General features: G+C 41.8%; 12 protein-coding genes and 1 pseudogene. 7 read left to right on the top strand and 6 right to left on the bottom strand.

Annotation, left to right across the window (positions count from 1 at the left end; all coding sequences use genetic code 11):
- Positions 1-75: 75 nt before the first annotated feature.
- The 4 genes from H6G86_RS04605 (at position 76) to H6G86_RS04620 (ending at position 7100) form a co-directional block, all read left to right on the top strand.
- The gene (locus H6G86_RS04605) at positions 76-2025 is read left to right on the top strand and encodes a bluetail domain-containing putative surface protein (protein ID WP_190933327.1); all 1950 of its coding nucleotides are present in this window, start codon (positions 76-78) and stop codon (positions 2023-2025) included.
- Between the two features lie 395 nt (positions 2026-2420).
- Entirely contained in the window at positions 2421-3362 is a 942-nt protein-coding gene (locus H6G86_RS04610) for an N-acetylmuramoyl-L-alanine amidase (RefSeq protein WP_190933328.1), read from the top strand.
- 264 nt (positions 3363-3626) lie between these two features.
- Positions 3627-4625: an SDR family NAD(P)-dependent oxidoreductase gene (locus tag H6G86_RS04615; protein ID WP_190933329.1), complete on the top strand. Its 999-nt coding sequence runs from the start codon at positions 3627-3629 to the stop codon at positions 4623-4625.
- 138 nt (positions 4626-4763) lie between these two features.
- On the top strand, positions 4764-7100 hold the full coding sequence (locus H6G86_RS04620) for a cation:proton antiporter domain-containing protein (protein ID WP_190933330.1): 2337 nt from the start codon (positions 4764-4766) through the stop codon (positions 7098-7100).
- Between the two features lie 46 nt (positions 7101-7146).
- On the opposite strand, the gene H6G86_RS04625 is transcribed toward H6G86_RS04620, so the two are convergent.
- The gene (locus H6G86_RS04625) at positions 7147-7533 is read right to left on the bottom strand and encodes a four helix bundle protein (RefSeq protein WP_190933331.1); all 387 of its coding nucleotides are present in this window, start codon (positions 7531-7533) and stop codon (positions 7147-7149) included.
- Positions 7534-7631: 98 nt separating this feature from the next.
- Positions 7632-13211, bottom strand: coding sequence for a trifunctional serine/threonine-protein kinase/ATP-binding protein/sensor histidine kinase (locus H6G86_RS04630; RefSeq protein WP_190933332.1), 5580 nt, complete (start codon positions 13209-13211; stop codon positions 7632-7634).
- A 569-nt stretch (positions 13212-13780) separates the two neighbouring features.
- Between H6G86_RS04630 and H6G86_RS04635 the strand changes: the two genes are divergently transcribed.
- Positions 13781-14830 (top strand): molybdopterin-dependent oxidoreductase, encoded by a 1050-nt coding sequence (locus H6G86_RS04635; protein ID WP_190933333.1) that lies wholly within the window; start codon positions 13781-13783, stop codon positions 14828-14830.
- 20 nt (positions 14831-14850) lie between these two features.
- On the opposite strand, the gene H6G86_RS04640 is transcribed toward H6G86_RS04635, so the two are convergent.
- The 4 genes and pseudogenes from H6G86_RS04640 to H6G86_RS04655 all read right to left on the bottom strand — a co-directional run.
- Positions 14851-15594 (bottom strand): hypothetical protein, encoded by a 744-nt coding sequence (locus H6G86_RS04640; RefSeq protein ID WP_190933334.1) that lies wholly within the window; start codon positions 15592-15594, stop codon positions 14851-14853.
- A 1157-nt stretch (positions 15595-16751) separates the two neighbouring features.
- Positions 16752-19475: a CHAT domain-containing protein gene (locus H6G86_RS04645; protein WP_190933335.1), complete on the bottom strand. Its 2724-nt coding sequence runs from the start codon at positions 19473-19475 to the stop codon at positions 16752-16754.
- A gap of 373 nt (positions 19476-19848) precedes the next feature.
- Complete coding sequence (locus H6G86_RS04650) at positions 19849-20562, bottom strand: hypothetical protein (RefSeq protein WP_190933336.1); 714 nt, start codon at positions 20560-20562, stop codon at positions 19849-19851.
- A gap of 908 nt (positions 20563-21470) precedes the next feature.
- Positions 21471-21692 (bottom strand): annotated as a pseudogene (locus H6G86_RS04655) (hypothetical protein); the annotation flags it as partial.
- Positions 21693-21790: 98 nt separating this feature from the next.
- On the opposite strand from H6G86_RS04655, the gene H6G86_RS04660 reads away from it, so the two are divergent.
- On the top strand, positions 21791-22417 hold the full coding sequence (locus H6G86_RS04660) for a DUF1802 family protein (RefSeq protein ID WP_190933337.1): 627 nt from the start codon (positions 21791-21793) through the stop codon (positions 22415-22417).
- 570 nt (positions 22418-22987) lie between these two features.
- Entirely contained in the window at positions 22988-23251 is a 264-nt protein-coding gene (locus H6G86_RS04665; protein ID WP_012409208.1) for a hypothetical protein, read from the top strand.
- Positions 23252-23325 lie beyond the last annotated feature (74 nt).

The following is a 23325-nucleotide window of genomic DNA, read 5'->3' on the forward strand; positions in this document are numbered from 1 at the left end:
TGCTATGAGTTTTGATTACCCGCACTACAGAACTCAAGTGTGGTTATACAGATATTGATGGAGAAATAGAAGTTTATGACCTCAACCACAACATACACTTACGATGCCAATGGCAATGTTACAAGTGAGAGCGTAGACAATAATAGTGATGGAACAATAGACTCAGTTATTACCTATAGCTATAACCTAACATCCGTAAATAGTGGCGACAACAGCGACGGCGTAGTTGATAATGTCAACGCCTATACTTATGATGCCAACGGCAACTTGATATCCCTACGTATAGACGGCAATGGCGACGGCATAGTTGATGATTTTGTAACCAATACTTATGATGCTAATGGCAACAGGATATCTAAAAGCACTCCTGGGCAGGTCATAACCTTTACTTATGATGCTAACGGCAACTTGACATCCGAAAGCTATGACGGCACCAGGGACAGCATCCCCGACGGCATAGTTGATTATGGCTCAACCTATACTTATGATGCCAACGGCAATCTGACATCCATTAGTCAGGACGACAACGGTGACGGCATATTTGAGTATGTCATAACCTATACTTATGATGTAAAAGGCAATCAGACATCTGAAAGCTTTGACTACAACGGTGATGGCATCGATGCTATGGTTACAACCTATACTTATGATGCCAAAGGCAACCGTACATCTAAAAGCATTGATAACAATGGCGACGGCATATTTGAGTATGTTACAACCTATACTTATGATGCCAACGGCAACCTGACATCTGAAAGCATTGACAGCAGCATCCCCGACGATGTAATTGAGAATGTCACAACCTATACTTATGATGCCAAAGGCAACCGGATATCCAAAAACTCTGACGGCAACGGCGACGGCATCGCTGAGAATGTCGAAACCTCTACTTATGATGCCAACGGCAACCTGATATCCTTTAGTATTTCCTTGAACGGCATTGCTGACTTTGTTGATACATTTACTTATGACACCAAAGGTAATCGGACATCCATTAGTCGTGACTTCAAGGGTGACGGCATAGTTGATGACTTCAGAACCTATACTTATGATGCCAAAGGTAATCAGACATCCTTTAGTGTTGATGAAAACGGTGATGGCATAGTTGATTTTTTCACAACTTATATTTATGGACGCACATCTGCCAGCTATGACTTCAACAACGATGGTGTAAAAGATGCAGTCGGCATTTATAGTTATGATTTTAGCGGCAACCAGCTTCTTGACAATAATGGTGATGGCATCATTGATCGGGTAACTGCTTCCAGCTACGATGCTAACAACAGACTAGCTGCACAGGTAGTTGACACAAACAATGATGGTTTGGCTGACGAGATTACCAGTTACAACTATAATTCCAAGGGCAAACTAACTTCCGCAGATATTGACAACAACAGTGATGGTATCACTGATGCAGTTGCCAGTTATCTATTTGATGCCAACGGTCAAATAATCAGCAAGACTACCACAGAAAAAAATGTCCCAAACATTACCTTAAACGGTGGCAACTTTGCAGATGTACTCGCTGGTGGAGCCGGCAATGACAAAATTTCTGGCAAAAACGGCAACGATAAGCTCTTTGGATTAGCTGGAAATGACAACCTATCTGGTGGTAAAGGTTGTGACATTCTCAATGGCGGCGCTGGGCGTGATACCCTTACAGGCGATAATGGCGCTGATAAATTTGTGTTCAACAGCTTGAGTGATTCGTTGCTGTCTGGTTTTGATGTGATTAGCGACCTGAACATCTGTCAAGATAAAATAGATGGTCTGAATGCAGTTTCAGCCGATAAGGTGGTTCAACTTGGCCCTGTTGCTAATTTAAATCTTTCAGATTTACAACAAGCATTTACTATATATAATTTTGTGGCTAAGGGTGCGGCAACTTTCACCCTCGGTACGGGCAATCATGAACGGACTTTTTTGGCACTCAATGATAGTAACAATGGATTTTCTGCTCTTACTGATGCTATTATTGAAATTAGTGGTTATAAAGGCAACTTGAATAACTTAGCCATTGTCTAACCTAAGTTAAGTTATTGAATTCAAGTATAAAAGTTATTTTCCTAGAGGTTTTGCATCATTTGAGTTTATATCGGGAGTGCTTTTAAGGGCATTGGGCATTGGGCATCTCCATAAATTAATTATGCGTTTTCAGAACCCTTGTAGAGACGTAGTATTGCTATGTCAATACTGCTCGGTTAAGCATTTTTAACTCGGAATTGGGTTTGGGGAAAAGGTTAAAGGTTTTTTCTTTCCCCTTTCCCCTTCCCCTTTTCCCCAAAACCCGACAAGTATTGATTGCTATGTCTCTACATTCTTTTTCGCTCATATCTCTAATGGTTAAGTATTTCTGCCTTGCCGCTAGAATTTGAAGAGTTTTAAACTAGTGTAAAAATAAGTAATTTGAGGATAAAATCATGAAATTTGGAATTGATAGCGGACACAATTGTCCACCAGACACAGGAGCCAGTGGGATTAAGTTTGAGGATAATTTAACTCTAGATGTAGGTAATAGAGTTATAGCCAAGTTAAGAGCTTTAGGTAATGATGTTGTAGTATGTAGACCGAGTAGTGCTAGTACAGTCCGTGACTCACTCTCAAAAAGATGTTCTACAGCCAATGGCAGTAAGGTAGATATTTACGTCTCGATTCATTTTAACTGTTTTAATGGACAGGCTAATGGTACAGAAGTATTTGCCACTAGTGAGACTGGTAGAAGAATCGCTAAACCTGTATTAGATGAAATCGTCAAGTTGGGATTTTTTAATCGTGGCGTTAAGAGTGGTTCCCACTTGTATGTTCTGAAAAATACAGATATGCCTGCTATCTTGATAGAATGTTGCTTCATCGATTCGCAAAAAGATGTGAATCTTTTTAATCCTGAAGCAATGGCTAATGCGATCGTCAAAGGCTTAACTGGTAAAGTGCCAAGTACTCCTGTTAATCCTGTACCAGATGAAGAGGAGAATGCAGATGCTACGATTCTCAGACTGCAAAAATCCTTAAATCGGCTCAAAATAACTGATAAAAATGGTAAGGCGTTAGTAGAAGATGGCTTCACTGGGGCTAACACCAAATCTGCGGTAGAAAAATTTCAGGCTGTTGTTGGAGTTCAGCCAACTGGAGTTGCTGATGAAGCTACATGGAATGCTATAAATCTGATTTTGGCAAAACGAATTATCAGACCAAACCATGCTGGTGGTGCAGTTGTTAGATATTTACAATACCGTTTAGGCGTTGAGAATGATGGTGTTTACGGGCCACAAACAGAGGTTGTAGTCAAGAACTTTCAAAAGCAAAATGGTTTAGATGCCGATGGGATTGTCGGGCCTGCTAGCTGGCAGAAATTAATTGGTTAGTAGGTTGGCGCAATTAAAGGTAACTGGCTAGGGCTATCATTTGTCCTTCGTCATTTGTCATTAGTAAGGGTTTTAAGCCTATTTGCGTTTTGTAACATACTTGGTTTTTTCGCACCAACTTACTTAGATTGAGTAGTAGATATTATTTGTAGTTGTAGATCCTCCTAAATCCCCCTTTGCTTAGGGGGACTTTGAGAGGTTTTTGCCTTTTTTAAGGCTGGGGTTCTCCGGCTTTAAATAAATTAACCACAGGGAAAAGCGATCGTGAAACACCTTGAGGGAAGAGTGGCATTGGTAACAGGTGCTACGCGGGGAATTGGTAGGGGAATTGCTATTGGTTTGGCTGAGGCTGGGGCAACTGTATACGTCACAGGACGCAGCCTCAGCAACTCCTCTACTGATGCGGTTTCAGGAAGTCTTGGTGAAACCAAATCAACTATAGAGGAAGCTGGTGGTGTGTGTATTCCTGTCCAAGTAGACCACAGCGACGATGAGCAGGTGCGTTTACTGTTTGAGCGCATCCAAGATGAGCAGGATGGACAACTTGATCTATTGGTGAATAATGCTTACTCAGGAGTTGAGGCATTAAAAAACGCTTTTGGGCAGCCTTTTTGGGATTGTGAACTAAGTCTGTGGGATGCAAGCAACAACGTTGGTCTTCGTAGCCACTATGTTGCGAGTGTTTTTGCTGCGCGAATGATGACCAAACGTAACTCTGGACTAATTTGCACCATTTCCTCGTGGGGCAGTATGTCTTATATCTTTAATACAGCTTATGGTGTGGGAAAAGCAGCTTGCGATCGCCTAGCGGCTGATATGGCTGTTGAGTTAAAACCCCATAATGTCGCTTCTGTTTCAATCTGGCCAGGTATTGTTGGGACTGAGCTTTTTTCCCGTTTTGCTTCTGAGATGAATCAAACCGATACTACTGAGCAAAAAAACTCATTTCTTAGCGATCGCTACAACTGGGAAACTCCCTTATTAACTGGACGGGTAATTGCTGCACTTGCTTGTGAACCAAATTTAATGCGCCGTACAGGACGTGTGCAAATTGTTGCCGAACTCGCTGATAAATATGGAATTGTCGATGAAAATGGCGTAGGCGAAGCCCGTCGTAGACATCGCCCCGCATCGCTACGCTCTTTACGTTTTGTGCTACCTGCGGCATTACCTATACTGAGAAACTACTCATGGCTCGTACCCGATATTAAAATGCCGTGGTCACTGCTATTACTGAGTGTCCTTGGCTCACCTAAAATTTAATGGGCATTGGGCAGCAGTTAAAAAACTTCTTGCCCCAATCCCCAATTCCCCATATCCAATTTCCAAACAAGCTGTTTGAGATCGTAAAACTTTGTATCCTGAATTAATAGGTCTTAATAAATAGTTCTTTTAAAACTGGTGCAAGAAGATTTTAGGCTAATCGTTGATTTAGTTTTAGTTTTGGGCGTTGCAGCCTGTGGTGGATTGTTGGCGGCACTTTTACGGCAACCCGTGCTGCTAGGCTATCTCATCGGCGGGATGATTATTGGGCCAGCCGGATTGGGATTGATTAAAGAAGTTATTCAAGTAGAGACTCTGGCACAGTTTGGTGTCGCTTTTTTGTTATTCGCCTTGGGTGTAGAATTTTCTTTTGCGGAACTTAAGAAGGTAAAAGCGATCGCTCTTGGTGGAGGTGGACTCCAGATTGCTTTGACGATTTTGGTGACAGTTGTGGTATCCGGGTTAAGCGGAGCCTGGGGAACCTTACCTGCTAAGGGGATGTTTTTGGGATGTATTCTATCCTTGTCTTCCACAGCCGTTGTCCTCAAGTGCTTGATGGAACGCAATGAAACAGAAACGCCTCATGGACAGGTGATGTTGGGGATTTTGGTAGTCCAAGACTTGGCACTGGGACTGATGTTAGCAGTTCTACCAGCCCTCAATCAACCAGCAGAAACCATTGGCATCGCCGTGCTGACAGCCCTACTGTGGATTGCTTTATTTGCTGCTGGTGCAGTAGCTGCGGGGATGTGGCTGATACCGCCTTTGTTGCGACTGTTAGCCCGTACTGAAAGCCGAGAACTATTTTTATTAGGGGTTGTAGCTTTATGTTTGGGCATTGCCCTATTGACAGAGCATTTGGGGCTGTCCATTGAAATGGGCGCATTTGTCGCGGGTTTGATGATTTCTGAGGTGGAATACGCCGATCAAACCCTAACTTATGTCGAACCACTGCGAGATATCTTTGCCAGTTTATTTTTTTCCGCCATTGGGATGTTAATTGATCCAGTGTTTTTGTGGAACAACCTGGAATTAATTTTGGGGCTGGTAGCACTAGTTTTCATAGGTAAATTTTTAATTATCACGCCCCTAGTGAAACTATTCCGCTACCCTTTAAAAACAGCCATAATCGCCGGTTTGGGACTGGCGCAAATTGGGGAATTTTCCTTTGTTCTCGCCAGTGAAGGGCAGTCTTTAGGGCTAGTGTCCCGACAGATATACTTATTAATTTTGGGAACCACCGCAGTTACTCTCATGCTGACTCCCTTTGTCTTGCGGTTAGTACCATTTTTATTTAACTTTGCCGAATCAATGCCTTGGTTGAAACCGTACTTAGAAGAACAAGAGGCACTGGATGTATCAGAAGATTTGCCCTTCAAAGACCATGTGGTAGTCTGCGGTTATGGGCGAGTCGGCAAAAATTTAGTGAAATTGTTACTGCAACACAACCTTCCTGTGGTGGTAATCGACCAATCAGAAAGTAGAATTCAGCAGTTGCGTGAGGCTGGAGTGTCTTATGTATATGGCAATTGCGTGAGTTTACACGTTTTAGAAACCGCCGGAGTGAATCATGCCAAAGGAATGGCGATCGCACTCCCTGACCCGATGAGTACCCGTCTTTGTTTGAAACGCGCCTTGGAATTGCACCCAGAATTAGATTTGGTTGTCCGTGCTACCCAGGATAAAAATATTGAGGTGCTGTATCAATTGGGAGCTAGAGAAGTGGTACAACCAGAGTTTGAAGCCAGCTTAGAAATGGCAACCTATTTATTAACTGGCTTAGGTTTGTTGTCACCAGCAGTCGTTCAACGGGAAATGCAGCAAATCCGCAACGATCATTATTTAGATTTGCGGCCAGAGCGTTCTGCAACTGAAGTTGCTCGTGATTTACGCCAAGCCACCCGCGATTTAAATCAGCGCTGGTATCCTCTCCCAGCAGATTCGCCCTTAATTGGTATGAGTATAGAAGAGGCAGATATGCGCTACTTAACAGGAGCGAGTTTGATGGCAATTCGTCGCGCTAACGGCGATGAAATCGATTATCCCAATAATCAAACTAAATTGGAAGAGGGCGATCGCTTGCTGGTAGTGGGAGCAGATGAAGAACTGGCAGCTTTGGCAGAATTCGCCAAGGGACAAGCTGCTGTTCCTGGAGAAAATAGTGCTTGCCAGTGGGTTACAGTTAATGCAGATACGCCAACACTAGGTAAAACCCTTGCAGATTTAGATATCAACAAGCAATTTGGAGTACAGGTACAGGCGATCCGGCGCGATGGTAAATTTATTCGCTATCCTGATGGCGGCATGGATTTGCGAGTTGGCGACCAAGTATTATTATGTGGTAGCTTGACAGGTCTGAGTCAAATAGAACAATTATTTGCGATCGCAAATTCACTACCCCTGTCTCTTCCAGTATTGAAGGCTGCTCAGGCAGAAGCACTTAAAGAGTTTCTACCTGTGGATCGTGTGGATTGAAGGGAGCAGGGGAGCAGGGAGCAAGGGAGCAGGGGGATGATAATAATTAGCGTTTGATGAGCCAGGGGGATGGATTTTTGATTATGGTTACTAGAATGCCCAGAACTCGGTTGTAAGTTTCATAAAGTTCTCTGCCTGTTTCAACATTTAGATAATTGCATTGAACTGCGAATTTAAGCCAAGTCTGGGTTTCTGCCGCTTCCGATTCGCAATCGTTCAATTTAGCCACAAAAGCTGCCTCATAACGACGCTTTCTCCATGCTTCTGCAAGATTTGCACAAACAGAACGAGATGAACGACGAATTTGATCAGTCAATGAATACTTCTCCTCCACAGGAAACTTTTTTGACAGTTCAAAAATTTTCATGGCAACATCAAAGGCCATTTTGTATACTTCCAAATCTTCATGACTTTTAATTGGCTCTTTTTCCATTCCCCTTGCCCCCTGCTCCCTGCTCCCTTGCTCCCTGCTCCCCTGCTCCCTGCTCCCTTGCCCCCTGCTCCCCTGCCCCCTGCTCCCCCTTGCACAATTTACTTAAGCGATCGCTGCTCTACCGTATTGTGTAAAGGGATAGAAAGAGAAAACTCCGCTCCTTTTCCCGGTTCGGATATTACACTTATTCGTCCCCGATGTTTTTCTACAATCGAGTGGCTAATTGATAATCCTAAACCTGTTCCTGTGCCTATAGGTTTTGTTGTGAAAAATGGGTCAAATAGGCGCTGTTTCACTTCGTCAGACATCCCAGATCCATTATCTGCAATTTGAATAGTTACTGTATTAGCATTAGTCATTTTGGTACGAATTTGGATAGTGGGGATTTTTGTCTGTCTATCTTCATTTGTGAATGATGAATCCAAGGCATCAATAGCATTGTTCAGAATATTCATGAATACTTGATTGATCTGACTGGCGTAGCAACTAACTTCTGGCAACTGTCCATATTCCTTAATCACATCGATTCCGGGGCGGTGTGCTTTCTCTTCTAGACGGTGGTGTAAAATTAACAGGGTGCTGTCAATGCCTTCATGAAGATTGACACTTTTCATTTCAGCCTCATCCAAACGCGAGAAATTGCGGAGAGAAAGAACAATTTGACGAATGCGATCTGCCCCCACTTTCATTGATTGCAGCAATTTTTGTAAGTCTGGTTTGAGGAAGTTTAAATCTATTGCCTCTAGTTCTTCTTGAATCTCAGGGAACGGTTGAGGATAATAGTGCTGATACCGCTCAACCAGATGCAGCAAATCTTGGCAATACTCATTGGTATAGGTGAGGTTGCCATAGATAAAGTTAATCGGGTTGTTAATTTCATGGGCAACACCTGCTACCATTTGTCCCAATGAAGACATTTTTTCAGTTTGAATCAGTTGGCTTTGAGTGTGTTGCAGTTCCTCTAAAGTTTCTGAGAGATGCTGATTTTTATCATTCAACTCCAAAGTTCTCTGCTCCACCTTTTGCTCTAAAGTATGGTTGTAATCTTCTAATTGAGCTTTTGCTACAGCTAGATTGTTATACAACATGGCATTTTGCAGCGAGATGGCAGCTTGTGCTGTGAGCAACCGCAAAACCTCAAGACGGTTTTGGGTAAAGGCTCCAGTTGTCAAACTGTTTTCTAGGTATAGGATGCCAATCAGCTGTCCACGATTGTGAATAGGCGTACATAGCAAACTTTTAGGTTGCCATAGAATGATGTAGGGATCGTTGGCGAAGGTAGTTTCCTTGCGGGCATCATCTAACACAAGGGTTTCGGTGGTGCGCGATACATAATTCACAACCGCTTTGGGAACATCCTGACTGGCTGAAAGAGGAAGGGAGCGCAGGTTGATTATCCCCAAGTTTTCATCGGTAGGCGTAGGGTGTGGCAGAAATTGCTCTTCTTCAAAGATCGCTCGGCTAGTTTTTTGAGCCACAACGACCCAATTATCCTCTTGAAGCAGCAGAAAAACTGATTTGTCAGCCCCGGCATTTTCGATTACAACCTGCATTAGGGTTGTCAACAGCTTTTCTAACTCAATTTCTCCAGCCAGTGCATGAGAGGCTTTCATCACCGTTGCTAAATCTAATGCTTCAGTCCCAGTGGAACTACTTTGGTTGAATTCGATTGTAGTGGTAAGGGTTGAAGAAGTAGTTTCATCCTGCTGAAACACCTTCAGCAATAATTGAGAATATTGGCGTTCCAACTGGTTAACTTTAGCGATCGCTCCCCAGCTAAGGTAAGTGTAATAGGCATTTTCGAGGTAAATTTGCGCGATCGCTTCTTTGTTCCATTCTAAATAAAATCGGGCAGCCAGTTCATTGGCAAGGGCTTCTTCCTGAATATATCTATTGGCTTTTGCCTGTGCGATCGCGCGATCGTAATGATCCACTGCCTGCGCCATCTGTCCCAACACTCGGCATTCTTCGGCTTTCACCAATTCAAATTTGTGCAAATAATTCATGGGTGCGTGGTGTGCCCATGTCTGCATTTTTTCTTGGTTTTCTGTAACCCGTTCTAGTAATGTTTTTTGGCGAGAGGCTATAGCTGTGCGATACTCTGCTAAAGCTGTCAGAGAATCATAAAAATAAAATATCGGCACAGTGGCATAGCCCGTTCCCGCAACTAGATATTCTCTAGCTTGAGCGGCTGTTTCCACTGCTTGAGAAAGGTTTTCAAACAGATAACAGAGAATCAATTTGTGGAGGAAGAAATAGTGAAGCCCTGTCAATTCATTGGCTTGAACCAGTTGATTCACGAATTCGGCTTCGTTGAGTGCTTCGCCTGTTACAATACAGGGATTCTCAGCTTTGCCAAGCAAATTCAAAACTGTTTGCCAGAAAATACGGCAATAGTTTAGAGTCGTACCTTGCTTAAAATTTTCCAAAACATGACAGTAAGCCCGGATATCTTCCTCTAACGAGTTCAATTCTCGACCGAGAAAATAGGAATATTGGCAGATATCTTTGGTATTGAAACCTACGTAATATACATTTCCAGTTTCTAGAGCAATCTTGTAACCATCCAGCATTAACTGCAAAGATTTTTGCAGTGGAGACTTCAAATAGGTGATGAAAGCACCTACGACATAAAATACTGTGGGTTTGATGTCGCTAATATTAAATTTGTCAGTTAGTGCCAAGGCAAGATTGCCAACTCGATCGGCTGTTTCAATATCCTGAAGAATTCCGCTCAATAGAATGCCATAACAGCCATAACAAAAGGCAGAAAATGGAGCATTACCATATTCAATAGATGCTTGGACTTGAGACAAAATCAGTAGTGGAAACAGATTAGGATCGGCAATGTAAACGGCTGGAGCAACGTTTGCCACAATTCGGGTGACAGCTAGCTTCTCTGCGGCTACCATCACAGGTAAGTCAACCAATTCTGCAATATCACGACCGTTAATCAGAGTAGCCGTTTCTTGCAGGGCTTGCTGAATGTCTTGTGAGGTAGGTGTTTCTGGGAAAACCACGCCAAATTTACTCATTCCTTGACGTGCGATCGCGATCGCGCCCAGCACATCATTTTTAGCTGTATACGCCTGGATTTTGGTTTCGTAAATACCGACTTGATCCAGTGGAGTTTTGGCTTGCTGGATGACTGTTTGAGTCAATTTTTCCATCTGTTCATACGCGCCACTAAGATAAGCAGCATCGGCGGCTGATTCGTGCAATGCCAGAGCCAATTCATACTGACTTTGCCAACAGTCACTTCTCAATAAACGAATCCCAGTAGTTAAATACTCAATTGCTACCTGGTAAGCTGTGGAAAATTTGGCTTTTTTTCCTGCCGACAAGTTGAGTTGTGCCAGTCGATCACGATCGGTTTGAGATGCGATCAGTTCTATGCCAATATTCAATTGATTGACAATTTCAAAAATCAGCAATTCTTGCTCAGTTTCCGGGGTATTGCTCAACAGCAATTGACCAATTTTTAGGTGAGTTGCTGGTTTCTGATAGTCTGGAATTAGTGAATAAGCGGCTTGTTGAATGCGATCGTGGAAAAATTTGTAGGTAATAATTATGGGTGTGTTGTCATTTGTCAACTCATCCATGACAACAGACTCATCCTGAAAAAATGTATACCCTTCCCCACTGGGTAAGATCAATTCATCCTTGAGGGCTGGCCACAAATCTGCTGCGGTTTGGACTGGAGATTTTTCATAGACAACTGATAGGGTTTCTAAATCAAACTGATTGCCGACACAAGCAGCCAGTTTGAGAACATTCTGAGTCTGCTGTGGTAATTTGTGGAGTTGCACTGCCACAAACTCGACAATATCTTCTGTAAAAGATAGCGCCCGGATTTGAACCAGATTGCACTGCCAATCTCCCGTTCTGCTAGCAAAGGCGATTAACCCATCTTCATGCAGCGACTTGAGAAACTGGTTAGTGAAAAATGGATTACCTTTAGTCCTTTGATACACCAGATTGGCGATCGCAGTTGCTTGTTCTGTTGAATATTTGAGGGTATCTGCAATCAGTTGATTTAGGTCGGTTTCGGTAAGGGCAGAAAGAACAATACTACTAACTGTAATCGCTTCTTGACGCATTTCCTCAATGGTTAACATTAGGGGATGGGCTGAGGAAACCTCATTATCCCGATATGCTCCAATCACTAATAAATAAGAGTTGCTGGCTTCACTCATCAACAGATGCATCAATTTTAAAGAAGCCGAGTCTGCCCATTGCAAATCATCAAGGAAAATAACTAGGGGATGTTCTTGGGTTGTGAATACTTGAATGAATTTCTGAAACAGCAAATTGAAGCGGCTTTGGACAGCAGTACTCGATAATTCCGGTAGTGAAGGCTGTTTTCCAATGATTCGTTCGAGTTCTGGAATCACCTCAATAATTACTTGACCACTTTCACCCAAGGTAGATAAAATTTGAGTCTTCCACTGGTCAATTTGAGCATCACTCTCTGTCAGCAGTTGTGCCATTAAGTCCCGAAACGCTTGCACCAAAGCAAAAAAGGGAATATTCCGATTAAATTGATCGAATTTGCCCTTGATAAAGTATCCGCGCTGACGGGTGATTGGTTTGTGAACTTCGTTGACAATTGCCGTTTTTCCAATGCCAGAGGAACCTGCCACCAGCATCATTTCAGAAGTTCCCTGGCGCACCCGTTCAAAAGTTGCTAGCAGCATAGCCACTTCTGCTTCCCGTCCATAGAGTTTTTCGGGAATTGCAAAGCGATCGCAAACGTCCCTGTGGCCTAGCTGAAATGGGATAATATTTCCACTTGACTGCAATTGCTCCAAACAAATTTGTAGATCGTGCTTTAGCCCTAATGCACTCTGATAGCGGTCTTCAGCATTCTTCGCCATCAGTTTCATGACGATATCACAGAGAATTTGGGGAATCTCTCCTCTATCATTTAAAAGTGGTGGTTGTTTTGCTATGTGACAATGCACCAATTCCATCAAATCATCCGATTGAAATGGCAATTGCCCAGTTAAGAGTTCATAGAAAGTGACTCCAAGAGAATAGAAGTCAGTGCGATAATCAATCCCCCGATTCATTCGCCCGGTTTGTTCGGGGGAGAGATAGGCGAGAGTTCCTTCTAAAACAGTCGGGCTGGTTGAAAGTTGGTTAACTCTCGGCAGCAGTGAAGCAATGCTAAAGTCAATGAGTTTGACCTGCTTTGTGGTAGGGTTTATCAGGATATTGGCGGGTTTGATATCCTTGTGGATGATTTCGTGATGATAGAGATCAGCCAGAATATCGGCAAGTGCGATCGCAATCTGTAAAAACTCAGTCAAAAAATCAGGATGCAGAGATGAGGAATTTTCTTGATTTCCTGTCTCACCGAGTCCTTTCCTTCTAAAAGCAGTGTACTCCTTCAAAGAAATTCCGCCAAAATCTTCTAAAATCAGGACGGGTCGATTTTGACAACTTTCCAGACTATAGATCCGAACAACCCCAGGAACATTTAAGATTTTCGTAATTGAGTACTGATTTCTGAATTGAGCCAACTCAACCTGACTGGGATAAGAATTTTTCAGAAGTTTGATCACAACAGGAGTTTGATCGGCCTCTCGCCAACCTCGGTAAACCAGGGTGCGAGTGCTGGTGTAAATTCTTTCACCAATCCCATAACCGGGAACATCGACTCGATTTTCTACCATAAAACTTGCGACTGGATAACCTGAGTTCAGTTTTCCCCAATTAACTCGAAGTATCACAATTCATGCTGTAATTTTCTGAAGGTAAAAAATCGAGAAACCCGGTTGATTTTGCTCAAACAGGTATAGTTAAATACTGTTCATCTAGGGGTGATACCCTGTGGGTTCGCCTTTGTCATTTTTGCAGAGTAGCCGCTTTGCATCTACTGCGTGTATTTTTATATAAGTACTATTTTGAAGAAGAATTCAGAAGTCAGAATGAAGACGCTCGTTCCTCTCTACGAGACACTGCGCGTAGCTCGCTTCTCCGTAGGAGTACGCTAACGCTGCGCTATCAGTGGGGGATTCAGACTCGCCACTGAATTGTTGCACCACTAAATATGCAGATTGAGTGGGGGTCTTAAGGTGATTTCTGATGAAAAAAAATACCTATGTTGACGAGTTTCGGCTACGCTTAACTACCGCTATTCGTTGTGTCGCACAAAATACCTTTCCTGAATTCTGGCTCCTGACTCCTGAATTCTGTTTCGATAAAAAAATGTTTGAAAAATCGTTAATAGCAGGTTGCTTAAATGAATGAGTTCGATCAAACTTTAGAAGATCAGAGCATGAGCTATGTGGGAATGATTGCAAAGTTTCCACTGGGTGTTCACGATCTCAAGTCTTTTATTACTCCTGAAAACCATCTATTCGTTCTTTGTCATCTGGGAATCCCAGACATTGACATAGAGCAATGGAGGTTGAAAATTTCGGGATTAGTAGAGCAGAATCTTGAGTTGTCATATCAGAATTTGCTGAGTCTAGAATATCGTGAATTAACTGTTTTCCACCAATGTTCAGGTAATCCGCTTGAACCTAAAGTTCCGACAAGAACCATTAGTAATGTTACTTGGGGTGGAGTTTCGCTCAGAGCAATTCTTAATCAATTGCAAGTTAAACCTGAAGCTCGTTATGTCTGGTTTGCCGGAACCGATTGCGGTGCTTATGAAGGAGTTTCTAGCGATTCATATATTAAAGATATTCCTATCGGAAAAGCATTAGATAATGATGTGCTGCTGGCGTACAAGCTGAACGGTGAGTTTCTGTCAGCAGAGCGGGGTTTTCCTTTGCGGTTGGTGGTTCCAGGCTACTATGGCACGAACTTTGTCAAGTGGCTCTCACATATTTATGTCACAGATCAGCGATCACCAGGGCCCTTTACAACAACTTTCTATAACGATCAAGTTGGGGGCGATGATGCGACTTTAAAACCCGTTTGGGAAGTTCCACCGGAGTCTGTAATTGTTCATCCTTCTCAAAATGAAGTATTATACCTTCAACCTCAAACACATTGGGGTTGGGCCTGGGCATCCAAGGGTATCCAGTCGGTGGATTTTAGTACAGATGGTGGTATCACCTGGCAAGCTACTGAAGTTGAATCACGGTTGCAATATGCTTGGCAACGATTCACGTTTCAATGGACTCCACCAACGCCAGGACAATATAGCTTAATGAGTCGAGCCACTGACTATGATGGAGTAATTCAACCAATTCAGCAAGAGCGCAATGCTATTTATACAGTAGCTGTCACTGTTAAAGAAACGACGATAAAAGGCTTTGACTCTTTTACCGTCGTCGAATGAATGAAAATTGAGGAAATAGTTTAGGCAGATGTTAGCGATCGCTCTGGTTCGTACACTTTAGAAAATGGTTCTTGATAAGAATGAGTCTTAATATAAACTAAAAACTCATTGATCAAGTCTGTAAAATACACAAACGCCACATCAATTAATTCAAGTGCTTGTTGACGAATTTCTTCCGACACCTCAATTTCTCTCATGATTTGCAAAGAAGAGGGAGTATGAAGAGTGTGGGTATTTTCTATATGGTTATGACGCATACCAAAGTAACGGAACTCTGTTTGAGTCATTTCTTGCAGTTGCAAGGCCGCAGACATGGTTGAACGGAAAAAAACATTCGCCGTCACCTCGGATACCTCAATGGCAACCAATCTGATGATAGGATCTGCTCCCCGAGTATACCGCTCAAAGATAGGAAACATCGAACGGGAAACCTTGGTATGATCGCTCCAAAGGAATCGCACGGCATCACTAAAACGCATAGGATAGTCAATCCCCATCTTTTCCATGTCTTCTAGTAACCATTGCCAGTGAAAATGTTCTTCGTGCGTGTGCAGATTTACCATCTTTTGAATGTAATTAGTCGTTGGCTCATCTCTAAGAACTCGTTTGCATAACTCACTGAACTCCAGTGCCAGTGGAGCAATCACAGGTGCAAATGCCAGTCTCTGGCGTGGATCAATGGACTCGTCTTTCATATACTCAAAGAACGGTAACTTGGCATATTCCTGGTTCTTCTGCTCAATCAACTCAAGAATTGATTTCATTTTCATATTCCTAACGATAGACAAATGGGTTTGTAACCGAATTGGTTATCCAGTCAGCCATAGCACTACTCAGGCAAAAGCCTGAGAGAGTGCTTATTGAGAAAGTCAGAAAGTTTGTTAGCTTAAGATGCTGCCACAGCAATTGTAATTGCTATCAAAATAAACAACTTACCTCATGAACTCTGGCAGAAAATGTTCTGAAAACTCTCCTCACATTTGTGTAAAGAGCTAACAGGAACTCAAACTAAACTATTTTTCGATGACGCAATAAAGTACATACAAATATACTGTTACTACCTTTGGTAAGATCGTAACTTTAAAGATTAGTCATTAAAAACCGTAAAATTACGACTTAAATAAATTATTTTTTTGAATTTTATTATTCAAAACTGCTGCAATGTCAGTAGTTAATTTTAAGAGAATGTTTTTATAGCTGGACTTATTGAAATAAAGAGGAAAATTCTTACGGCAAAGTTTAAAGTATAGAACTTTACTTTAAACACCTGTAAAAAAAAGAATGTCAGTGATGCTATAATCACCAGTATAATCGTATGGAAAGTTTCACAATATAACTATATTTCTGTGGGGAATCAGGTGATTTGAAAATAATAAATGTATGCGATGGTGTATTGCAACAGATAATTATTAAAATTCCCTTATTTTTGAGCTAATGTTATAGCTACTTGCAAAAATTGTAGTATTTCCCATACCTTCATTAGCTTTTGAAAGAAGTCAGTAAATCATGTGCAATTCATGTATCAGCAGCATGTTTAATCACATCAAATGGCATTCCCAATCTTTCGGCAATATCTAGTAGAGTATACTGATACCAATTCTTTTTTATGAAGCTGCGCTAAATAAGGCTTTGAAACCCAGATGATTCTTGCAACTGCTGTTTCAAGCGTTCTAATACCAATTCTGTATAAAGGTGCGCCAAACTATATGAGGAACGAACCGCAAAGGATGCATACTCCTACGGAGAAGCAAGCTACGCGCAGCGTCTCGTCAGAGAAGAACACAAAGGAAGAAAGAAGAAGCAAAGGAAATTTGGCGCAGCTTCACAAAGAAATGGTATGAGCTACTGACTCAATGTATTACTGGAGCCAGCAGCCTTTAATCAGCCATTCCCATGCTCTGTATGAGCCCATGTGCCGAAATTACAACCAATTGCCAATCAACACATAGGCAGACCAAAAGCTTGGTGCTTTGTAGTTAGGGTGTTGCAACAGTTGTAGCTGGGCACGGTGGACAGCTTTGGCTTTGGTGATTTTGCCACTCTTGAGTTCTCGATAGAAGGCACTAACAAACATTGCCGTTGATTCATCATCAATCTGCCACAGTGAGGCGATGGTACTGCGTGCGCCAGCTCGGACAGCTGCTCCTGCAAGACCCAGTGCTGCACGGCTGTCTCCTGTTGCTGTCTGGCAAGCACTCAAAACGAGTAGCTCTACTATAGTTTTGCCCTGACTGCGAAAAAGAGTATCAAAATCTTTGACATTGATCTGACCATCGAAATCCAAAATAAAAGTGTCTTCAAGGCGGGAACTAAACTGACCATGAGTTGCTAAATGCACTATGTTGAATGAAGCAGCATTAATTTCACCCTCTAAATTCTTTTTCTTAAAATCTCCATCTAGTAGGCTAGTTGTCGAGACTCCTGCTTTGGTAATGCCGTCGAATTCAGATTTGATCGCAAGCAACGGTGCAAACTTGGAAAAACCTGGTGGTGGCTGAGTCAGTCCTGCGGTTAGCGCTCTTAGCTGCTGTTTTACCAGTGGTTTAGGATCGAGGAGTTGCAGACCCACGCTCAGAGCAATTGCATATTTCTCTACCAAGTATTGCTTACCATCATATAGAGCTGCCATTGGTAAATTGCGTAAGGGGCCATCTAGGACAAACACTAGGGTATCTACCCCACTGTTTTGCAATTTTGACTCAATGGGTTGAAGCAGCCAGTTGTAAACTTCATGCGCCTGGGTTTGGATGGCTTTGGTAGCAGTGGGATTGACAAGATTTTTTCGCAGTTCTAGTAACAATTTCTCTACTTCTGTATGAGAAATCTGAGTAGTGTAGCTTTGCAGGGGTTGTTTGGGAATTTTGACAATTACCTGAAGTTCGTCAGGAAGAATAATTGGATAAAGGATGGCAGCCGTGGGATTATCTTTATCCACCATTTGATCGAGCGCTACTCTCTGTCCTTGTAGGCAAGCTTCTCGAAAGAAGTCGTCTAATTCTGCTAGTTGGAGTGCTTCAATGCGTTGGCGTGCTTTCTCCAATATTTTTTCATCTGGTTTTCCTTCTTGGGATTTTAGCAGTAACTCTACTGACTCTCGGTAGATGGGTTCTACGCTGTCCCGAAAGTTGAATTGTACATCCTGGTTAACTACATCTTTATTGACTACTAAATCTCTGCGAAGGGACTGGAGAGTGTCCACAGCAGAATCATAGGCTGCGATCGCACCATTCATATCTTTTTTTGCCCGCAGTAATCTACCTAACTGCCACTCTAAGGTGTAGGTGATTTCTGGTGCATTGCTGCTCTGTGCTAAAGCTAATCCTTGCCGGGTAAGCTCTTGCGCGTATGACAACTGCCCGGTTTCTTCATACAAACCACCTAAACTCTTTAGTGAGTATGCTTCTGCCCTCTTGTCCCCTAAACTGCGGGACTGTTCAATGGCTCTGGCGAGTAATACTGCTGAGTCTTTGGTGCTGAATCCTGAGTAGTAATGCTGACTAGATGCTTGCAATATACCACCCTTGACTTTTGCCAAACTTTGGGAAAAGTTAACATAAGCGTAAATGCTAGCACGGCTGGGAGGAAGTTGAGCGAGTTCGGATTCAATCAATGGTAAGAGAGTTTGAACCTTTGCCCATTGTTGATCTTGAATCAGTAAGCTCAGGTGATTGAGTTGAGCTTGGACTTTTATTAAAGGTGGGGGAGATGCTGCAACTGTTTCTTGATAATAGGCGATCGCCAATAGGTTGTTTTGTTGTTTACGGGCATTATTCCCCAGGCTGAACAGACTGGCTGCAATATCTGTGCTTGATTGCAGATTTCGAGCAATTGTCAGACTTTCTTCTAGCGCCAGACGTGACTTTTCCAAATCGCCCACGACTAAAAGAGCATCACCGAGCGATCGCAAACTCACTGTCTTTTCTATCGAATTTGGTTGAGATTTTAACGTCTGACTTACCCGATCGAGTGTTTTGACAGCGCGGGGGTAAAATCCTTGGGTTCGCCACGCCTGTGCTTGATTGATTAGCGATCGCACCACACCACTTTGATTATCTGCTCGCCTGTAAATTTCTTCTGTCTGCTGCCAAGTTGCTAAAGCTGCCTCGGCTTGTCCCATTCTCAGTTGAAGACGACCTTGAATATCCAGTGATTGGGCTAAGATTTGAAGATTCTGGTTTTCATCTTGTCCTTTGAGCAAGTTTAAGCTCTCTGTAATTGCCTGCTGTGCTTGACTCCATAAACCAAGTTGCTGGTAAGCTAGCGAAAGATTACTCAGTGTCGCTGCCTGTCTGAGACTTTCTCCTTGCTGCTTATATGTTTGGACAGTCTGTTGTAATACTTCTACTGCCTTAGCAAAGTTACCAGAATTGTATAAAAATTTTCCCTGTTCTAGTAGCGAACCTGGGTCATTAACTACAGCCAGCGATGTCAAATTGTTAATCTGTAATTGAGATGAAGAATTAATTGAGCCAGGAACTTTTGCTAGCACGGGTGAACCCAATATGCATAGCAAAGCTATCAGAAAGTACAAAGGCAAACGCAAAAATTGAGCCAGTGTTGTTTTATGCCAACGCCCTGGCTGCTTTTGTATTTTAACTTTTACAGAATTCGCGCCAAAAATCCTAGTTGTTTTAGCCATAACCATGACAGGAGGTAATTGATAACCAGGAACGCACAGGATTTACTGTAGTTTGGGCTACCACGGTAATGTTACCATTCACATCCATTACTCATGCCTGAGCTTCCACAATCTTATTTATCATGGCTTGGATAAGGTTTTACTATCTAAACTCCATTGTCACTGATTCCAGATAATTAGACATCTTGCAAAAGTAACAAATGCCAAGATGTCGGGGAAAGGTTAAAGGGTAAAGGGTAAAGGGTAAGGGGAAATTTCACCCCTTCCCCACTTCTGCAAGAAGTCTATTAGACATCTCCATAAATTAAATATGCTTTATCGATAACCCTTGTAGAGAAGTATTAGCATAGCGGGGCCCAATTCAATGCAATAAACCTAATCATTTAAGAATGGATGACTTAATTTCTTGCTCTATCTGATTACTAATAATCTCAGATCCCATAGTAGGTTTATCTAGGTTAACTCTAATAAAATTAGTTTTATCTTTTCCTGTAAATTTTTTATCATTATCTGAGTCTTTGATAATTTTTATAAAAATTGCATTTTGACTTGGAACAACAACCCAATTGATGATTTGAGTATTGTTTGGGGTAATTTGCTGGAGATTCTTACCTGATAAATCAGAAAGATAACCAACAGTAGCATCTTCGCTATTGAGTTTTGTATCTATGTTTGTGTCTTGTTCAAGGATTTTATAAAACCAAACTCTTGTAGGCGGCTTCTCTACCGCTTTTACCTCTAATAAATCAAAGGAGGCGATAATGGCTTTTTTATTTAATAAAATATGAGCTTCACCATCTTGCTTTCGATAAAAGATGATGTTAGACAATTGGTTATTTCTTTCATAAGAACGTGAAAGGCTTAAATCAGTTTTTTTATCTTCATTCTGTTCTGGAAGAACAACGGGAATCATTATATAATCAGATTGTTCTTTAATAATTAAATCTCCATAGACAAGATTCGGATCGGGTTTCGATTTATCTGTTGCTTGTGCCTGTTCTGCTTTTGTACTAATAGAAGACTTACAAGAAAAAGAAAGGAGCGTGATAATAATAGCTGTAGTAATTTTATTTAAAAATCTATTATATTCCATCAATTTTTTTTAACACGATACATTGCCATTCTATTTCTTCACTGCTTGGAAATGACTTAGTTAATTTGAGTTTATATTCTACAAAACAAGCCCATATTAGTGGGCTTTTTTATATATACAAAATGAATAAAGTAACCCAACCAAAAGGTTTGATATTTATTGGGCACATTAACTGGCTTTTGTTAAAAAGACTTTAGTTTCCCAACTATCTCTTCAAGCGTCAATTCCGGCACCATCTGCCGTACCGAGAAGATTATATCACAATAAAATACCAAAAACCTGATCAGGGTTGACCAGGTTTTATCGAGTTCACAGATTTCAAATTGTTAAACTAATTAAGTAATTGGAGGTTAATAACTAGGGTGGACTAGAGAACTAACAAACTCAGCATTCTTGCGTTTTTCCGCTTTGGGATTTGGCTTTGCCTTTGACATTAGGCTTTTGCCACTTTTGTAATCTTGATATGCTGAAATTTGCTTGGGTTGATGACAGGGGACACTAAGTCATTTACCCTTTTCTTTTGGTTTTATTTTGTTTGGTGTCCTACTATTTAAGTTATCACTTCAGTTTCTAAGTTGCAACTCTTAGTTTACTAAAGTTGATGTTTTGTTAAATTTTGCAATCTAGCTCCAGAGATTTGATCCCTGACTATCTTTTTAAGATATTTAAGGGGATCTTCGAGAGATCAGCATAGCTAATCAAACTGCATTGTCATCAATTGCACATAATTTGACTTTCATCCAGGCAATTGCTGGAAATACGTCCAATTGCATCAATTTTTACCAATTAGGCAGGATAAACCTTAATTTAGGTGGCTCATGCGTTGTCTAGTACAACACGGCGGAAATAAACCAATCATTCCAAATCAACGAAACCCTTATGCTGTATTCATTTTTGATTTTTAATTTTTAATTTTTAATTCCGCCTTGCGGTACTAGTGCTTGTTGGGGATAACGTGCCCTTGCAATAGCCTTAATTTGAGGTTGGGCAATTAACCACGGCAAAGCTAACTGAGCAGGGGTACAATTATAAATAAGGGCTATGGGACGTAATTTTTGTAGCGCTTGTTGAGCATGTTCAAAGTTTTCGCATTGAAACAGTTTATTTTTAGTACGATTATCTGCTGGGTTGCTAGCGATCGCTTTTTTATAACTGCTTTCTAATTCATTCCCTTGGACAGTTTCACACTTTATCGGTCTTAGCTTGAATTAAATCAGAGTTACAGTAGATGCTGATGGAATTGACTACAACTTTTCATGCTCTCAAAGAATGGGCAGTCGCCGTAAATGCCTTGGAGAGTGGCAAAACAATTATGTTGCTCCGCAAAGGGGGTATTCATGAACGAAATGGACATTTCCAAGTTGCCCACAAGCAAATTTTGCTTTACCCTACTTATGAACATCAACAAGCTTTCATGCTCAAACCTGAGTATGCTAATAGTGTTTATCCAGTAACATCAGGTTGGCATCCAGAGACAGTTCGCATCGGCAGTTGGGCTGAAATTACAGATATTTTGCCAGTTAGTGACGAATTTCTTGTCAACGCCTTGCTTCCGTTCCATATTTGGAACGAGCATTTTATTAGCGATCGCCTTAAATGGAAACCACGTCAGCCCCTTTATATTCTCCTCCTGCGGACATATAACCTAACCCAAGAGCAAGAAATTCCTTATTACCCTAAATACGGCGGTTGCAAATCATGGATTGATTTAGATAAATCAATCAACTTGCAAGAAACAACGCCAGCTTTGTCTGACTTTGCATACACCCAATTAGTACAGACAATTCGCGGTATTGTCGGCGACAAAATGGCCAGAAAGATTGATATGCTCAATTACCACTCTACCTTTGGCTAAACCTCGGTTGTATTGCTGCTAGGTTTTTCAATTTACAGAGAAGGCTATGGTATTTGGAAAACTCGATCAAATTGGGCTTTGATCGCAAAAAAAACTCGCCCACCAAATATTTAGAGTTTTTCTACAGCGATCGCACGCTGCACTATCCACTAGTCAGGAGCCAGAATTCAGTTCTAAATTCTGCTCTTGGCTCTTCAATACGGTTCGGATAAACACTTTTCACTTTCCTTGTGGTCTGAGGAATGGGTTTGCGGGTAAGGGTTAAAGGATGTATTCAAAACCTTTCCCCTTTTCCCTTTCCCCTTTAACCGAACCGTATTGCCTGGCTCCTGACTTCTGTTTTTTAAAAATACAGCAGATTGCAAATTCCTAACCACCCTGAAAACAGTAGTTATTGCTACACACGATCGCAAAAAACGCGGATAACATTAGAAAAATCTCACCCTAATACATAAGGTGAGGCAAATCTGTTTATCTGCATGTCCAAAAATAGCTCACAAGGGTGAGAAGTAACTTGACAAAAGTCTGATATTATGCGTTAGTTGTTAGCTAAAAGCAAAGGAGTTTGCAATGCATCGACAAATGTGCTGGTTATCTAAGTCTGGTGGCGACGGCGAGAAAATCTTGTATTTGCAGACAGAACCCAATCAGCCTTGGCGGCCCTACACGGCTTTTGGACATTTCACAGTCCCAGATTATCAAATACCAGGTGGTTCTAAAGGTTGGGCAACTTATCAAAAACTTCTCAAAGCAGGTTGGACACTAGTACCTAGCGCACGCGCCAATGAGTTTGGCAGCAGTAGCTACGTAGAGTCAACAATCCAAAATCAATAGTTATTGGTTATTGGTCATTAGTCATTAGTCATTTGTTATTTGTTATTCTGTGCGTCCCTGTGTCTCGCCAGTCG

The sequence above is a fragment of the Nostoc sp. FACHB-133 genome, assembly GCF_014698055.1.
In the GTDB taxonomy this organism is placed as follows: domain Bacteria; phylum Cyanobacteriota; class Cyanobacteriia; order Cyanobacteriales; family Nostocaceae; genus Nostoc.

Excerpts from the sequence above, each read along its gene's own strand:
- H6G86_RS04635 (WP_190933333.1), top strand. The coding sequence starts at position 13,781 with ATGAATGAGTTCGATCAAACTTTAGAAGATCAGAGCATGAGCTATGTG.
- H6G86_RS04625 (WP_190933331.1), bottom strand. The coding sequence starts at position 7,533 with ATGGAAAAAGAGCCAATTAAAAGTCATGAAGATTTGGAAGTATACAAA.
- H6G86_RS04605 (WP_190933327.1), top strand. The coding sequence starts at position 76 with ATGACCTCAACCACAACATACACTTACGATGCCAATGGCAATGTTACA.
- H6G86_RS04665 (WP_012409208.1), top strand. The coding sequence starts at position 22,988 with ATGCATCGACAAATGTGCTGGTTATCTAAGTCTGGTGGCGACGGCGAG.
- H6G86_RS04660 (WP_190933337.1), top strand. The coding sequence starts at position 21,791 with ATGCTGATGGAATTGACTACAACTTTTCATGCTCTCAAAGAATGGGCA.
- H6G86_RS04630 (WP_190933332.1), bottom strand. The coding sequence starts at position 13,211 with ATGGTAGAAAATCGAGTCGATGTTCCCGGTTATGGGATTGGTGAAAGA.
- H6G86_RS04645 (WP_190933335.1), bottom strand. The coding sequence starts at position 19,475 with ATGGTTATGGCTAAAACAACTAGGATTTTTGGCGCGAATTCTGTAAAA.
- H6G86_RS04610 (WP_190933328.1), top strand. The coding sequence starts at position 2,421 with ATGAAATTTGGAATTGATAGCGGACACAATTGTCCACCAGACACAGGA.
- H6G86_RS04650 (WP_190933336.1), bottom strand. The coding sequence starts at position 20,562 with ATGGAATATAATAGATTTTTAAATAAAATTACTACAGCTATTATTATC.
- H6G86_RS04640 (WP_190933334.1), bottom strand. The coding sequence starts at position 15,594 with ATGAAATCAATTCTTGAGTTGATTGAGCAGAAGAACCAGGAATATGCC.